Genomic DNA, 14,429 nt, shown 5'->3' with positions numbered 1-14,429 from the left:
CGGCAAACGGTGCCTTACACTCCCCCGCCCGAACTCGCATCCTTGAGCCTTGCCGAACTTGCTGCGCAGGTTGCTGCGCGCAAGCTGCCGCCCATCGACCAGTGGAGCCCGCAGGAGATCGGAGACAGCGAAATGCGCATCGCCGCAGATGGCCGCTGGTTCCATCAGGGTGGCGAAATCCGGCGTCCAGCAATGGTGCGCGCGTTTTCCTCGCTGTTGACGCGCGACGAGCGGGGCCAGCACTGGCTGGTAACGCCGTTCCAGAAGCTGGCGATCGCTGTGGAGGACGCCGCCTTCCTGGCGACTGACATGCAGGCCAAGCTGGACCCCGAGGGGCGCACGGCATTGGCTTTCCGGCTCAATAGCGACGATCTGGTGGTCTGCGGGCCGGACCATCCGCTGCGGGTTTCGGGCACGGCTGAGATCCCGGCCTTTTACCTCGCCGTCCGAAACGGAACAGAGGCCCGGCTCAACCGCAGCACCTACGGACAGCTCATCGATCATGCCCTGTCGCTGGGCAGCGCTGACCTTGCCGTGGAAAGTCTTGGCCACCGCTTCGTGCTGGTGCCCGGCACATGAATTTGCTGACAAGGCTTACGGACCTGTATGCCGAAGGACACCGGGAGCCTGCCAAGGAGCTCTACGAAGACTGGCGCCCACTGCCCGAGCACGGTTTGCGCCCTGCCGCTGTACTGATTGCGGTGACCGAGCGACAGAACCATCCGGATGGCCCCGGGGTTCTCCTGATCCACCGGCCTTCGCACATGCGCGCGCATCCGGGACAAGCCGCTTTTCCGGGCGGCAAGCTCGATCCCGGCGAGACCCCGGTCGAGGCAGCCCTGCGCGAAGCCAACGAGGAATTGGGCATCCGGCCGGAAGACGTGTCCGTGATCGGCGAAACCGACCGGTTCCGCACGGGCACGGGTTATGACATCACGCCCGTGCTGGCGCTGGTGCCGCCGGATCTGCCGCTTCAACCCAATCCAGCGGAAGTGGCGAGCTGGTTCGAGCCCCCTTTGGGCTTCCTGCTCGACCCGATGCGGCATGTCTGGCAATCGGCGGAATGGAACGGGCGCAAGGGGCGCTTCATCGAGATCCTTTGGAACGAGCATCGCATATGGGGCGTGACGGCGGCGATCATTTCCAACCTGGCCAAGCGGATCAGCTGGCATGACTGAGCGCCTGCCCGCCGCTGCGTGGACAAGACGCGAGGACCTCGCCGCCCTTGTAACCGCGCTCGATCCGCATGCCGAGGGCAACTGCCGGTGGGTGGGCGGCGTGGTGCGCGACACGATTCTCGGCCATGCCCCGAAAGACGTAGACATGGCCACGACGCTGCTGCCAGAGGAAACCGCCGCCCGGCTGGGCCAGGCGGGGATCAAGGCCGTGCCGACGGGCATTGCCCATGGCACGATCACTGCGGTTCTCGACGGTGGCACGGTCGAGATCACCACGCTGCGTCGCGACGTTTCCACCGATGGCCGCCATGCGACGGTGGCATTTTCCACCGACTGGCGCGACGATGCAGCCCGCCGGGATTTCACGATCAACGCGCTTTACGCCGATCCGCGCAGCCTGGAACTGTTCGACTATCACGGCGGCCTTGCGGATCTGGCCAATCGGCAGGTGCGTTTCATTGGCGATGCCCGCGAGCGCATCCGCGAAGATTACCTGCGCATCCTGCGTTACTTCCGCTTTCAGGCCCGCTTTGGCTCCATTCCCGCAGACAAGGCTTCAGAGGAAGCCGTTTCCGAGCTTGCCGCGGGATTGAAAGGGCTTTCTCGCGAACGTGTCGGCTGGGAGCTGATGAACCTGCTGGGCCTGCCAGATCCCGCGCCGACCGTCCGTCGCATGGCCGAACTCGGCGTTCTGGCCCATGTCCTGCCAGAGGCAACCGAGGCTGGCCTGGCATTGCTGGATACCCTTATCGACAACGAGCAGGCTGCCGGAGCGCAGGCCGTGGCACTGCGTCGTCTTGCCGCGCTCCTGCCGGCGGGCCCGGCTCTGGCCGAACAGGTTGCCGCCCGACTGCGCCTTTCCATTGCCCAGCGCAAGCGGCTTGCCATTGCTGCCGCCCGCGACGGCGAAGAGACCGATGCGCGTGCCCTTGCCTACCGCGTGGGTATCGAGGAAGCGCGTGACCGGCTGCTGCTGGCAGGTCAGGCAACGGCTCCGCTGGAGGGGTGGAACGTGCCCCAACTGCCGATCAAGGGCGGAGACATTGTTGCCCGCGGCATAAAGGCGGGCCCGGAGGTCGCGCGCATTCTTCGTCAGGTGGAAGCGCGGTGGATCAAAGCGCAGTTTCCGGACGCCGGGCAAGTCTTCGCAATGCTCGATGAAATCGTGGCGCATACCAGCGCACAAGGCGGTTGAAGGTCTGAGCCGCGCTGACAACGCCAGGCATCGGCCTGGCCCGCGCGAAATGCCTGTGGCGATCGGCAGCGATCCTTGCCCGCGCGTCCCGCCCGATGACAAGCTTGCGCGCATCCGGCACGAAGTTGGTGGAATCCTGCCAGAAGGCGCGGCAGGCAGTTGCGTAGAACATGGGCCGTGGCTCGGCGCTGCTGTTGGGCTGTCCGCGATGCCGGACCCGGAAATCCCAGATCATGCAATTGCCGCGCAGCACGGCGTTCCACACCGAGCCATCTGCACTATCAGGTGATTGCAAGATACGGTGCGTGCCCGGCAGGAATTCGGTCGAGCCGTTGACTTCGTCAACATCGACGAGCGGGATGGAAATCGTCAGCGCAAATGGCGGCAGCATCGCTGCAATCGTCTTGTCCTCGAACAGATGCGGACTGTCGGAGTGCAGCTTCTGCACCGTGGAACCCGGAAAGGAGCTGATGACGCCGAAGGATTCGTAGACCCAATTGTTGCCCAGGGCTTTGTCCAGCAAGGCAAGCAGCGCCGGGTTTTGCAGAAGGTCGATGCAGCCCGCCATCCTGCCGGCGATCGGGACAAGGCCGTTGATCCGCTTCGTGCCAACCACCCAGATGTCCTCCGGGAGCGGAGCGCGCGTGTCGAACGCGCCGGGAATGGATTGGCGCAGGGCCAGGGCCAGTTCGTCAATCCGCTGCGCAGGCCAAAGCCCTTCGAGGGCAACCACCCCGTCTCTTGATAACGCCTCGGCAGCGTCATCCGCGGCCTCTCCGCCGAAACGCGAGATGCCTGCTGTCATCTCAGCCCTTCCACTCGCGACGTTCTTCGGCAGCACGAAGCACCTCGTAGGACACCTGCAGCTTCTGGAACTGCTCTGCCGCGGCCTTGTCGCCGGGCCGCACATCGGGGTGGACTTCCTTGGCCCTGGAGCGCCAGGCCTTCTTCACCGCGTCGAAATCGGCATCCGGATCGAGGCCAAGGGTTTCGAGGGCGCGCAGTTCGTCCCGGCTGCGCGTGCCATCGCCAGAACCGCCCCATTCGGCCCATGCAGCCTGGCGAAAACCAGAGGCTTCGCCACGCTCTTCGGCTTCGCGACGTTCGGCCTCTTCCTTGTCCAGCCCTTCGAAGTAGTTCCAGCCCTGATTGTATTCCGCCGCGTGCTGCTGACAGAAATACCAGCGTTCAGGGTTGTTGGGGGACTTGGGCGCCGGGCAATCGCCCTTCTGGTCGCATCCCGCACGGTCGCACAGCCGCACTGGCGCAGCCTCGAAGGCGCTGCCGTAGCCACGCCAGCGCGGGAAGCCCCAGTCAGACGATCGTGTATTGCGTGCCATGCCTCAATCCCAAGCCAAACCCGCAGGAAAGGTCAAGATGGGTGTGGTGCCGGCAATGCGAAAGGCCCGAACCTGGCGGGGTTCGGGCCTTGCCTGCATTGTCGGGTGATCAGTTGACCGTGACGGTGACCGCGCGGCGGTTGCGCGCCCACGAATCCTCGTCCGAACCAAGCGCCAGCGGGCGTTCCTTGCCATAGCTGACAACCGTGATCCGCGATGGATCTACGCCGAGGCTGACCAGGTAGTTCTTGGCCGCATTGGCGCGGCGTTCACCCAGCGCAATGTTGTAGTCGCGCGTGCCGCGCTCGTCGCAGTGGCCTTCGATGGTGATGGCCTTGGCCGGATAGCGGGCCAGCCACGAGGCCTGGCTTTGCAGGATGCCCTGGTCGGATGCGTCGATGTTGTAGCGGTCCGTATCGAAGTTCACGGTGTCGGAGATGACCGACGCCACGAAATCGGCCTGGCTGCCGGGAACCGGGCCGGTCGGCTGCGTAGTCTGCGGGGTCGTCTGCGTTGTCGTGGTGGCACCGGGCTCAGGCGGAAGCTGCTTGGGCTTCGATGCGCAGGCACCGAGGCCAAGCGTGAGAGCAGCAAGGCCGGCAATCAGGATCGGACGGGTCATGGGCATTCTCCTTGGGAGAGAGGGGGAGAGATGGCGACGCAAGGTGCAGTTTCAGCGATGAATTGACAAGGGCGCAAATCGCCCTTGCCAAGGCAGGGTCAGGGCAGAACCGGCCCCCATGCAGGGTCTGAACCATCAACCGGCGTGTTGAGTTTCCGTTCATTTCGACCAGTCAGGTCGACTTGCCAGATGCCGGTCTTGCCGCTGCCGCGCTCGGTGCGGAAGAATTGCACGATACGGCCGTTGGGCGACCACGTCGGGGCTTCATCCTGCCACGAATCCGTGAGGAACCGCATGCCCTTGCCGTACGGGTCGGTCACAGCGATACGGAAGTTGCCGCCGATATGGGTAAAGGCGATCTGGTCTCCACGTGGCGACCATTCCGGCGTGGCGGCGCGACCTCCGAAGAAACTGATGCGCTTCTGGTTCGAGCCGTCCGCGTCCATCACGTAAAGCTGCTGGCTGCCCGAACGGTCGCTTTCGAAGACGATCTTGCTGCCATCGGGCGAGTACGAGCCGCCGACGTCGATGCCGGGGCTGTCGGTGAGACGTGTCGACTGGCCGCCAGTGGCGGGCACGCGATAGATGTCTGTGTTGCCGGCGATGGCCATCGAATAGAGGATCCACTTGCCATCGGGCGACCAGCGTGGGGCGAAAGTGGGATTGGTGCTTGAGGTTACCAGCGTCTGCTGGCCGGTGCCGACGTTGTAGACGTAGATGCGCGGCGCACCGTTCAGGTAGCTCAAGTAGACGATCCGGCTGTAGTCAGGGGAATAGCGCGGGGTAAGCGCCGTCGCCTGCCCGTTGGTGATGAAGCGATGGTTGGCGCCATCGGAATCCATGATCGCAAGTTGCTTGCGGCGACGGTCCTTGGGGCCGGTCTCGGCAATGTAGGCAATCTTGCTGTCGAAGAACGGGCTTTCGCCGGAGAGGCGCGAATAGACCATGTCGGCGCACTTGTGCGCGGCGCGCCGCCATTCCTCAGGCTTGACGACATAGCCCTGCCGCGCGAGTTCGGACCCGAGCGCAACGTCATAGAGATAGCAGCCGACTGTGAGGCGGCCATCTTCGTTCGCCTTGACGAAGCCTTGTACCAGCATTTCAGCCGAACGCCCGCGCCAGGTGTCGAACGTCGGCGCAGCGACTTGCGGGAAGGCGACTTCGGGAAGCTGATCGGGACCGACCGGCTTGAACAGACCGTTGTTGCGCAGGTCGTTGTAGACGACGCGCGCGACATTGCGGCCGAGCGCTTCGGTGTTGCCGCCTTCGGCTGCGGTGGCGACCGAGGCGTTGGTGGGAAAGGACGGGATGGCAATGCCGAGGTCCTGCCATTCGTTCTCATCGGAGACAGAGCCGGTCAGCCCTTCGTCGGCAGAGGCCTGCGCCGCAGTGGAGGAAGGAAGCGCAGTCTGCTGTGCAGCGACGAGCGCAGGCACCGAGACAAGCCCTGCGGCAACAACAAGGGAACGCATCTTCATTGGGACAACTTCCTGTCAAAGCGGAAGGCGGCAACGCGCTTCCAGCCGGAATAGTAGGTATCTGGCAGATCGAACGGAGCGGCCAATTGCACAGCGCGAATCGCCTGCTCGGCATGCCGTTTGGCTTGCGCCTCGTTGGCGGGGGTAATGCCCTGCTGATCGACGACGCGAGGGCGACCGGCGAGGCTGCCATCCGGGTTGAGGTCCCAGGCCAGGATAGTCACCAGCTTGTCGGCGTCGACGCCCTGGGGCGCCGCCCAGTGCGGCTTGATCTGGCGCGAAATCGCGCCCGCCAGCGACGACCTGACCTCGGGTCCTATCGTTGCTGCAGGGGCCGTCTTTGCTGTTCCCGGCTTGGTGGAGCCGGGAATGCCTTTCAGAAAGTCCGAGCCGATTCGCGAACCGCCCGTGGGAGCATCCGGCCTGCGGCGGGGGCTGGTATCACCGGAACCGGACTTTGGCGTCGTGGCCTTCGCCGGTGCAGGCTTCGCCGCCGGTTTCGCTGGCGCAGGCTTGGCCGGAGCCGGCTTTGCAGGAGCGGGCTTCGGAGGAGCAGGCCTTGGCGGCGCCGGTTTGGGCGGTGCAGGCTTTGGTTGCGGCTGCGGCTTGGGCGCGGGCTTGGGCGGCGCGGGCACCGGCTTGGGCTGCGGTTGCGGCGGCGGTGGAACGGGTCTGGGCGGCTCAGGCAGCGGCTGCGGTTGCGCAACCGGCTCAGGCGCGGGCTCGCCCAGTTCGGGCGCAACGTCAGGCGCCGCCTCGGCCATGGGGTCGGGCGAGGTCGACTGATCGGCAATCTCTTCGGAGAACGTCACTTCCATGCGCTGCGGCGGTGGCTTCACCGTCTTGCCCGGTGGGGAAAGCATGAGGAAGCCGAGCAGGCCCGCGTGAGCCAGCGCGGCAATGGCCAGCCCTGCGCCTTCCTGCTTCGAGAGTCCTCCTGCGGTAGGATCGCGCATCGCTTCTGACCTATTGCGGTGCGGATGAACTGTTGGTGACCAGCGAGATCGACTTGAAGCCCGCAGCGTTCAACTCTCCCATCACGGCAGCGACGCGGCCCCAATCGAGCACGCGATCTGCGCGCAAGGTCACCAGCGGGGGCTTCGGCCCCTTCTGCAGCCCGGCAAGGCGGTCGGTCAGCTCGCCGGGGGCGAGCTGCTGATCATCGAGGAAGACGTTGCCCTGAGCATCGATAGTGACGGTGATCTGGTCCTGCTGCTGGTCGAGCGGGTCCGCCTTGCTGTCGGGCAAGTCGACCGGCACGCCAGCGGCCAGCATCGGCGCGGTGACCATGAAGATGATCAGCAGCACGAGCATGACGTCGACCAGCGGGGTGACGTTGATTTCGCTCATCGCGGCACGACCGCCACGCCCCCTGCGACCTCTGCCGCCTCCGCTGCCGGAACCCATGGACATCGCCATGACTCAGGCCTCCAGTTCGCGGCTGAGCGAGGCGTGGAAGCGGTCGGCGAAGCGATAGAGGCGGGTCTCGAAGCGGTTCACGCGGTGCGAAAAGCGGTTGTAGGCGATGACTGCGGGAATGGCGGCGAACAGACCGATGGCCGTGGCGAACAGCGCCTCGGAGATGCCGGGTGCGACGACGGCAAGCGAGGAGTTCTGCTGCGCACCGATGTTGAAGAAGCTATCCATGATGCCCCAGACAGTACCGAACAGGCCAACAAATGGGGCCACCGACCCGACGGTCGCGAGGAAATTGAGGCGACTGGCCAGCGCGTCTGTCTCAGTGACGACTGCGCCATCGAGCGCGGTGGTCAAGCGCTGGCGAGTGCCTTCGCGATCGATGGCCTTGCCCGAGGTGGAACGGCGCCATTCGACGAGCGCTGCATTGACGACGCGGGCGGAAGGGAGATCGCGGCCCTTGTTGTCCTTCTGGAACTGGTCGATGTCGCGTGCCTCCCAGAATTCGCGCTCGTACTTGTCACAGCCCTTCTGGACGCTGCCCATCTTCAGCGAAAAACCGATGATGATCGTCCACGTCCAGATGCTGGCGAGCACGAGCCCGACCATGACACCCTGGACGACATAGTCTGCATCGAGGAACAGCTGCACGGGGTTGAGCGAAGTCGGCGCGAAGGCAACGCCATTAGCGAGCATCGGGAGAATCATGCGGTATCCTGTCCTTCGGGAGCAGTTGTGATTGTCTGGAAAGCGGCCATCCATTCGCGCGGCTGGCGACGGGGACGGCCATTGGGCGCGACGAAGGCGACGCGCACCCTCGCCTCGCACAGAAGCGTCCCGTCCCTGAACGCACGCTGCACGATTCGGCAGGTGGCTGGGGAAAGTTCGGCGACGTGGCTGTGGACCATGACCTCATCATCAAGCTTGGCGGGGCGCAGATAACGCAGGTCCATCTCGCTGACGGCGTAGGCGCCCTCGCCGGCTTCGTGCGCAGCGCGCTGGTCTATGCCGAGCAGGCGCAGCATGTCGGAGCGGGCACGTTCAAACCAGCGCAGGTAATTGGCGTGATAGACCACGCCCGAAAGGTCCGTGTCCTCGAAGTAGACGCGGACCGGGTAAAGGTGCTGAGGGCCATCGAACAGGCCGGAGGGTGCAAGCGGAACGGACATTCGGCGGTGACCCTACCCTTGCGACGAGTCGAAGGGCAAGGGGTGGTTAACGCCTTACCCCCGTGTTCCCCCCGTTCAGCGCACCAGCATCGGGCCAAGCGGCTGGCCGGCAAAGAGGTGGACGTGCAGATGCGGCACTTCCTGATGGCTGTTGGTGCCGGTGTTGGCGAGCAGGCGATAGCCCGGAGCCACCAGACCGAGATCACGCGCTACCTTGCCGACTGCGCGGACGAAGCCGGCGATTTCGGCCTCCGAAGCCTTCTCGGAGAAATCGTCCCAGCACACGTAGGCGCCCTTGGGGATCACGAGGACGTGGATCGGCGCCTGCGGGTTGATGTCGTGAAATGCCAGCGCATAATCGTCTTCATAAACCGTGCGGTTGGGGATCTCCCCGCGCAGGATCTTGGCGAAGATGTTCTGGTCGTCGTAGGGGAGCGTTGCATCAACGGCCATGTCAGTTGCTCCGGCTGGCTTTTTCAGCGATGCCCGAGGTGCCTTCGCGCCGCTCGAGTTCGGCAAGCACTTCGGCGAGCGGCACGTCCTTGGCGGAGAGCAGCACCATCAGGTGGAAGATGAGGTCCGCCGCTTCGCCGACGAGTTCCTTGCGGTCTCCAGCCAATGCAGCGATGACAGTTTCCGTGCCCTCCTCGCCAACCTTCTGGGCTATCTTGGCGATACCCTTGGCATTGAGCTTGGCGACGTAGCTGGCGGAAGGATCGCCCGCGCGGCGCTGGGCTATCGTGGCTTCGAGCCGGGCGAGGATTTCACCGTGTTCCATGGGCAGCGCAATGGCGCGGAACGGGCGGTGCGGTCAACCCCGGCGCTTGGCGATCTGGCGGCCGACGATGAGACCGACGAGCCCCAAGGCGAAGAGTGCGCCGTCAGTCGGTTCGGGAATCGAGATGCCGGCCGACTGCGCCAGCGACGGAGAAACCGACGCGAGGACCGCAAGAAGGATGGTACCGATACGAAGCACAGGGCAAGCGACCTTGAGTTGTTAACCCCAACCCAATGCCAGACCGCGTGATTCGGTAAAATCCCTTGTAACAAATGGTTAATGACCCATCTTGGGACTCAGGAGCGTGCTGGCAGACCTGCAGCCCGCAGCGCGGCGTGGGCTTCTGCAATCGAGTGGGTTCCGAAGTGGAAGATCGATGCCGCCAGCACCGCGCTGGCATGGCCTTCGGTTACACCTGCGACAAGGTGTTCGAGACTGCCGACGCCACCGCTGGCAATCACCGGGACCGGCACGGCATCAGCGATGGCGCGGGTCAGTTCCAGGTCGTAGCCCTTTTGCGTCCCGTCACCGTCCATCGAAGTGACGAGCAGTTCCCCCGCGCCCAGCGTGGCAAGGTTCACGGCGTGGGCCAGCGCGTCGATGCCAGTTGCCTTGCGCCCGCCGTGGGTGAATATCTCCCATTTGCCCGACCCGGTGCGTCGCGCATCGACCGAGCCAACCACGCACTGCGCGCCGAACTTCTCGGCAATGTCGCGCACCAGTTCGGGACGGGCGACGGCGGCGGAATTGACTGCGACCTTGTCGGCACCAGCGAGGAGGAGGGCGCGGGCGTCCTCGACTGCCCTCACCCCACCGCCGACTGTCAGCGGCATGAAACAGACTTCCGCAGTCCGCGCGACGACATCAAGCAGGGTGCCGCGGCCTTCATGGCTGGCGGAGATGTCGAGGAAGCACAACTCGTCCGCCCCGGCCTTGTCATAGGCGCGCGCCTGCTCGACCGGATCGCCGGCATCGCGCAGGTCGACGAAGTTGACGCCCTTGACCACGCGGCCATTGGCGACATCGAGACAGGGGATGACGCGGACGCGGACGGTCATGTCAGGCCTCGGCCATCGCAATGGCAGCCGCAAGATCGAGCTTGCCTTCGAACAGCGCACGGCCGGTGATGACACCTTCGATGCCGTCGGCTTCATGAATCTTGAGCATCCGGATGTCGTCGATGCCCTTGACGCCGCCGCTGGCGATCACGGGAATGTCGACGCGGCGCGCGAGTTCGACGGTGGCGTCAAGATTCACGCCCTTGAGCAGGCCGTCGCGTCCGATGTCGGTGAAGAGCAGGCTGGCAACGCCCGCATCCTCGAACCGGCGGGCGAGATCGACGACCGAGACGTCGGACACGTCGGCCCAGCCCTCGGTGGCGACCATGCCGTCGCGTGCGTCAACCGCGACGACGATGCCGCCGGGGAACTCCTTTGCCATGTCCTTGACGAACTGCGGGTCCTTGAGCGCAGCCGTGCCCATGACGACGCGGCTGACACCGACGTCGAACCAGCCCGAGACCGCCTCACGCGTGCGGATGCCGCCGCCAAGCTGGACGTGGCCGGGGAACGACTTGAGGATTCCCTCCACCGCCTCGCGGTTCTCGGCGCGACCGGCGAACGAACCGTCGAGATCGACGACGTGGAGGTACTGCGAACCGGCCTCGGCGAAGAGGCTCGCCTGATGGGCGGGGTTATCGCCGTAGACCGTGGCGCGGTCCATGTCTCCTTCGGCGAGGCGAACGACCTGGCCAGCTTTCAGGTCAATGGCGGGAAAGACGATCATGGACCGCGCGCCTAGCAGCGGATTACGCCGAACGGAAGGCTTCCTTGGGCACATGGGTGATGCGGCAGGCAAGATCGGCCTCGCCCGAGGCGACGATGTAGCAATCCTCCAACTCAGCGATGCCGGTCGTGAACACGACATCGCGCAAGTAGAGCAGGTCTTCGAGCGGGCGGGTGAGTTCCGGGTTGGGTTCAAGCAGCGGGGTGTGGCTGCCGCCGATGGTTTTCCATGGCTCTTCCGGGTCGAGGAGGGTCCAGTAGGTACGGTAGATGCCCACGATCTCCTTCGGTTCGACGCCGTGCCAGAGGGTAAGCCAGCCACGCTGGCCGTCAATCTCCGTGAGGATCGGGGGTGTGCCACCACCCATGCGCGCCGTTGCGGCGGTACCAGCATGCGGACGGATGCCTGGTTCGAGGCGAGGACGCCAGTGAAGGGCATCCGGCGAAGTCGCAAGGTTGATCGAGGGGCCGGAGCGCCATTCGCTGCCAGGCGGGTAGGCGAAGTAGAGGTCGCCCAAGGGGCGGGTCTGTGCCCAGTATTCGCCGTGAACAAGGCCCTCGAAGATCAACATGTCCTTGTTCTGGTGATCGAGAGCGATGCCTTCGAAATGCCAGTTCAGGCCATCTTCCGAGGAATAGAGCGTGGTCGAGTGTCGTTCCGGGCTGACCGAGCAGGTGGTCATCAGATAGGCGCCCTCGCCCATGCGCGAGATGCGGGCATCCTCGATGCCGTAGCACTGGAACGAACCTTGCGGCGCGATTGCCTTGTCATAGTGGATTGCGATGACATCAAGCCCGTCGGCCGACATCTCGACCGGCAACAGCCATGACAGGGAGGTCAGCGCCATGATCTTCCAGCCGCCACCATGCAGAAGGAACTTGCGAGGGTCCGAAGTATCGGCAAGCTCCAGCGGCCAGCCATCTAGAACGTAGCCCCCGTCGTGCCAGCGAATCGCATGGACCTTGCCATCGCGGATTGGCTGGCGCAGGGCCTCGGCCACGCGGACCATGAAGAGCAGGTTGCCGTTTGGCAGGACCGTCATGCCGGGGTTGAAGGCCCCCAGAACGTAAGTTTCCGCATCGAAGTGGCCGCGCAACGGTGACTGCGCGAGGTCCACCATGAAGGGCGTGAATACCAGGCGGTCGAACGGAAACGTGGTCATGCGGCAGGGCCTCCTTCAAAGGAAGGAAAGGTCTGGGCGCGTGTTACAGTTCCCTCAGGCTAACCTGTCAGGGCTTCCATTCAAGGAAGCGATTGAGCAGCGACAGGCCGTAGGACTGGCTTTTTTCCGGGTGGAACTGCACGCCGAGAATATTGTCGCGCGCGACGGCGGCGACGATCCCGCCGCCGTGATCGCTCATCGCCGCCACGTGCGTGCCCTCTTCGGGCACGAAGTGGTAGGAGTGCAGGAAATAGGCTTCGCCGGGCTCGAGCAGTTCGGCACCGCCCTGGTGCGGCATCGGCGCGACATCGTTCCAGCCCATGTGGGGCACCTTGATCGACGGATCGGCGGGTTCGATCACGCGGACTTCGCCCCCGATCCAGCCAAGCCCGTCGGTCGTGCCGAACTCGATGCCGCGATCCGCCAGAAGCTGCATGCCGACGCAGATGCCGAGGAAAGGAGCACCGCCGACGAGGACGCGCTCTTCCATTGCCTCGACAAGGCCGGGCACAGCGCAAAGCGCCGAGATGCAGGCGCGGAAGGCACCGACGCCGGGCAGGACGATACGATCCGCGGCCCGGACGACATTGGGATCGGCCGTCACCACCACGCCTTCGGCACCGGCTGCCTTGAGGGCGTTGGCGACGGAGCGCAGATTGCCCGCGCCGTAATCGACCAGCGCGAGGGTATCAGCCACCGAGAATGCCCTTGGTCGAAGGGACGGCATCGGCCTTGCGCGGATCGATGGTGATCGCTGCACGCATCGCGCGGGCAAAGCCCTTGTAGATGCCCTCGATGATGTGGTGGTTGTTCGAGCCGTAGAGGCTTTCGATGTGCAGCGTGATGCCGGCTGCCTGGCTGATCGACTGGAACCAGTGCTCGAACAGCTCGGTATCCATCTCGCCCAAGCGAGGCTGCGTGAACGAGGCCTTCCAGATCAGCACCGGGCGACCCGAAATGTCGAGCGCGACGCGGCTCAGCGCCTCGTCCATCGGCGAATAGGTGTGGCCGTACCGGGTTATGCCCTTCTTGTCGCCCAGCGCCTGCGAGATGGCCTGGCCGAGCGCGATGGCGCTGTCCTCGGTGGTGTGGTGCTGGTCGACATGGAGGTCACCCTTCACCCGGCATTCGATATCGATCAGCGAGTGCCGGCTGAACTGCTCGATCATGTGATCGAGGAAGCCGATGCCCGTTTCCACCTTGTAGGTGCCGGTGCCATCGAGGTTCACCGACACGGCAATGTCGGTTTCCTCGGTCTTTCGCGTGATCGATCCGGTGCGCATGGGAAAGCGCCTATACGCCGCTCCGGTTTAGAATCAATGTCCGTCCCCACTTGACCCGAAGGGCCGGGGCGGTCAGTTGTGGCGGCATGAGCGATGCACCTGACAGCCTGATCCCCTACGACGAAATCGTGCAGGAGGCGCTACGCGCCGTTGTCGGACGCGTGCTGGGCCAAGTGGCAGCCGGCGGCGGGATGCTGCCGGGCACCCATCACTTCTATATCACCTTCAAGACCGGCGCTCCGGGCGTGGACATTCCGCAGCGCCTGCGCGAACGCTTCCCCGACGAGATGACGATCGTGCTCCAGAACAAGTTCTGGGACCTCAAGGTCGAGGCAGATCAGTTCAGCGTTGGCCTTTCATTCAATCAGATCCCTTCGACGCTGGTGATTCCGTTCTCGGCAATCACGGCTTTCGTCGATCCGGCAGTCGATTTCGGTCTGCAATTCCAGGCAGTTGTCGATGACGAGGCGGAACCTGTCGAGCCTGCCGAAAACGATTCGCCGGAACAAGCCGACACGCCTGCCGTTGAGCGGACCGAGGACGGATCGAACGTCGTCACTGTCGATTTCGGCAAGAAGAAGTAAGGGGCACAACGCCCCGCTGACAGAAGGCAAGGGCATGGCTAAGAAGGGCAAGAAGCTGGCAAATGCGGCCAAGGATGCCGCTGACAAGGTGCCTGCCCCCAGCCCCAACCCGATGACCAACTTGATCCTGGCCGATATTGCCCTCCGCGCCGGGGGCTCGTTGCTTCGCCGTGGCGTTGAAAAAGGCCTGATCGGGACGAAGATGGGTTCAAAGAAGGCGGGTCGTGTGATCCAGGGGCGCACGATGATGCAGACTCTGGTCGGGACTGCCATCGCCCGGGTTGCAACCCGCTCCGTTCCCGGCGCGATCGTTGTCGGGGGTGGTCTTCTGGCCAAGACGCTTTACGATCGCCGCCGTAGCAGAACCGCCGAGGCAGCTGGCGAAGCGGCAATCGAGGAACAGGCCGAGCGCGGCAAGAAGGGCTGATCGGAGCCGTCC

At 64.5% G+C, this 14,429-nt stretch carries 21 protein-coding genes; 5 read left to right on the top strand and 16 right to left on the bottom strand.

Translation table 11 applies throughout. From position 1 onward, the window contains the following. Positions 1-9 precede the first annotated feature (9 nt). Genes NJ75_RS06985 through NJ75_RS06975 form a run of 3 tightly spaced genes read left to right on the top strand, consistent with a single transcriptional unit; the run spans position 10 to position 2,373 of the window. The gene (locus NJ75_RS06985) at positions 10-579 is read left to right on the top strand and encodes a DUF1285 domain-containing protein (RefSeq protein ID WP_039332821.1); all 570 of its coding nucleotides are present in this window, start codon (positions 10-12) and stop codon (positions 577-579) included. Continuing rightward, on the top strand, positions 576-1,178 hold the full coding sequence (locus tag NJ75_RS06980) for a CoA pyrophosphatase (protein WP_039332819.1): 603 nt from the start codon (positions 576-578) through the stop codon (positions 1,176-1,178). Before NJ75_RS06985 ends, NJ75_RS06980 begins: the two co-directional genes overlap by 4 nt. Continuing rightward, positions 1,171-2,373, top strand: coding sequence for a CCA tRNA nucleotidyltransferase (locus NJ75_RS06975; protein ID WP_039332817.1), 1,203 nt, complete (start codon positions 1,171-1,173; stop codon positions 2,371-2,373). Before NJ75_RS06980 ends, NJ75_RS06975 begins: the two co-directional genes overlap by 8 nt. On the opposite strand, the gene NJ75_RS06970 is transcribed toward NJ75_RS06975, so the two are convergent. The 16 genes from NJ75_RS06970 to hisB all read right to left on the bottom strand — a co-directional run bounded on the left by NJ75_RS06970 (position 2,291) and on the right by hisB (position 13,406). Then, positions 2,291-3,178 (bottom strand): phytanoyl-CoA dioxygenase family protein, encoded by an 888-nt coding sequence (locus tag NJ75_RS06970; protein WP_039332816.1) that lies wholly within the window; start codon positions 3,176-3,178, stop codon positions 2,291-2,293. The two genes, NJ75_RS06975 and NJ75_RS06970, sit on opposite strands and share 83 nt — an antisense overlap. Position 3,179: 1 nt before the next feature. After that, a complete protein-coding gene (locus tag NJ75_RS06965) occupies positions 3,180-3,713 on the bottom strand; it encodes a J domain-containing protein (RefSeq protein WP_039332814.1) in 534 nt (177 codons plus the stop codon). 109 nt (positions 3,714-3,822) lie between these two features. Next, entirely contained in the window at positions 3,823-4,341 is a 519-nt protein-coding gene (gene pal, locus NJ75_RS06960; RefSeq protein WP_039332812.1) for a peptidoglycan-associated lipoprotein Pal, read from the bottom strand. A 92-nt stretch (positions 4,342-4,433) separates the two neighbouring features. Next, positions 4,434-5,813, bottom strand: a complete 1,380-nt coding sequence (gene tolB / locus NJ75_RS06955; protein ID WP_039332810.1) for a Tol-Pal system beta propeller repeat protein TolB — start codon at positions 5,811-5,813, stop codon at positions 4,434-4,436. Continuing rightward, entirely contained in the window at positions 5,810-6,769 is a 960-nt protein-coding gene (locus NJ75_RS06950) for a hypothetical protein (RefSeq protein WP_039332808.1), read from the bottom strand. The genes tolB and NJ75_RS06950 overlap by 4 nt, the downstream gene beginning before the upstream one ends. Before the next feature lie 10 nt (positions 6,770-6,779). Next, positions 6,780-7,232: an ExbD/TolR family protein gene (locus NJ75_RS06945; RefSeq protein ID WP_174544596.1), complete on the bottom strand. Its 453-nt coding sequence runs from the start codon at positions 7,230-7,232 to the stop codon at positions 6,780-6,782. Positions 7,233-7,235: 3 nt separating this feature from the next. Further along, a complete protein-coding gene (gene tolQ / locus NJ75_RS06940) occupies positions 7,236-7,937 on the bottom strand; it encodes a protein TolQ (RefSeq protein WP_039332807.1) in 702 nt (233 codons plus the stop codon). Continuing rightward, on the bottom strand, positions 7,934-8,398 hold the full coding sequence (locus NJ75_RS06935) for a YbgC/FadM family acyl-CoA thioesterase (RefSeq protein ID WP_039332805.1): 465 nt from the start codon (positions 8,396-8,398) through the stop codon (positions 7,934-7,936). The genes tolQ and NJ75_RS06935 overlap by 4 nt, the downstream gene beginning before the upstream one ends. A gap of 75 nt (positions 8,399-8,473) precedes the next feature. Next, complete coding sequence (locus tag NJ75_RS06930; protein WP_039332803.1) at positions 8,474-8,851, bottom strand: histidine triad nucleotide-binding protein; 378 nt, start codon at positions 8,849-8,851, stop codon at positions 8,474-8,476. Between the two features lies 1 nt (position 8,852). Further along, entirely contained in the window at positions 8,853-9,176 is a 324-nt protein-coding gene (locus tag NJ75_RS06925; protein WP_039332801.1) for a phosphoribosyl-ATP diphosphatase, read from the bottom strand. A gap of 33 nt (positions 9,177-9,209) precedes the next feature. Beyond that, positions 9,210-9,374, bottom strand: a complete 165-nt coding sequence (locus NJ75_RS24285) for a hypothetical protein (RefSeq protein ID WP_156135729.1) — start codon at positions 9,372-9,374, stop codon at positions 9,210-9,212. 98 nt (positions 9,375-9,472) lie between these two features. Next, positions 9,473-10,234, bottom strand: coding sequence for an imidazole glycerol phosphate synthase subunit HisF (gene hisF, locus NJ75_RS06920; RefSeq protein WP_039332799.1), 762 nt, complete (start codon positions 10,232-10,234; stop codon positions 9,473-9,475). Between the two features lies 1 nt (position 10,235). Next, positions 10,236-10,961 (bottom strand): 1-(5-phosphoribosyl)-5-[(5-phosphoribosylamino)methylideneamino]imidazole-4-carboxamide isomerase, encoded by a 726-nt coding sequence (hisA, locus tag NJ75_RS06915; protein ID WP_039332797.1) that lies wholly within the window; start codon positions 10,959-10,961, stop codon positions 10,236-10,238. Positions 10,962-10,983: 22 nt separating this feature from the next. Further along, positions 10,984-12,123: a glycoside hydrolase family 130 protein gene (locus NJ75_RS06910; RefSeq protein ID WP_039332795.1), complete on the bottom strand. Its 1,140-nt coding sequence runs from the start codon at positions 12,121-12,123 to the stop codon at positions 10,984-10,986. A 67-nt stretch (positions 12,124-12,190) separates the two neighbouring features. Then, positions 12,191-12,820, bottom strand: coding sequence for an imidazole glycerol phosphate synthase subunit HisH (gene hisH / locus NJ75_RS06905; protein WP_039332793.1), 630 nt, complete (start codon positions 12,818-12,820; stop codon positions 12,191-12,193). Next, positions 12,813-13,406: an imidazoleglycerol-phosphate dehydratase HisB gene (gene hisB, locus NJ75_RS06900; RefSeq protein WP_039332791.1), complete on the bottom strand. Its 594-nt coding sequence runs from the start codon at positions 13,404-13,406 to the stop codon at positions 12,813-12,815. Before hisB ends, hisH begins: the two co-directional genes overlap by 8 nt. Before the next feature lie 86 nt (positions 13,407-13,492). Between hisB and NJ75_RS06895 the strand changes: the two genes are divergently transcribed. After that, positions 13,493-13,990, top strand: coding sequence for an SspB family protein (locus NJ75_RS06895; RefSeq protein ID WP_039332789.1), 498 nt, complete (start codon positions 13,493-13,495; stop codon positions 13,988-13,990). Between the two features lie 34 nt (positions 13,991-14,024). Next, positions 14,025-14,417, top strand: coding sequence for a hypothetical protein (locus NJ75_RS06890; RefSeq protein WP_039332788.1), 393 nt, complete (start codon positions 14,025-14,027; stop codon positions 14,415-14,417). Positions 14,418-14,429 lie beyond the last annotated feature (12 nt).

The sequence above is a fragment of the Novosphingobium subterraneum genome (assembly GCF_000807925.1).
In the GTDB taxonomy this organism is placed as follows: Bacteria; Pseudomonadota; Alphaproteobacteria; order Sphingomonadales; family Sphingomonadaceae; genus Novosphingobium; species Novosphingobium subterraneum.
Note: the sequence above shows the minus strand (reverse complement) of the source record. Positions and strands in the feature narration are given on the sequence as shown.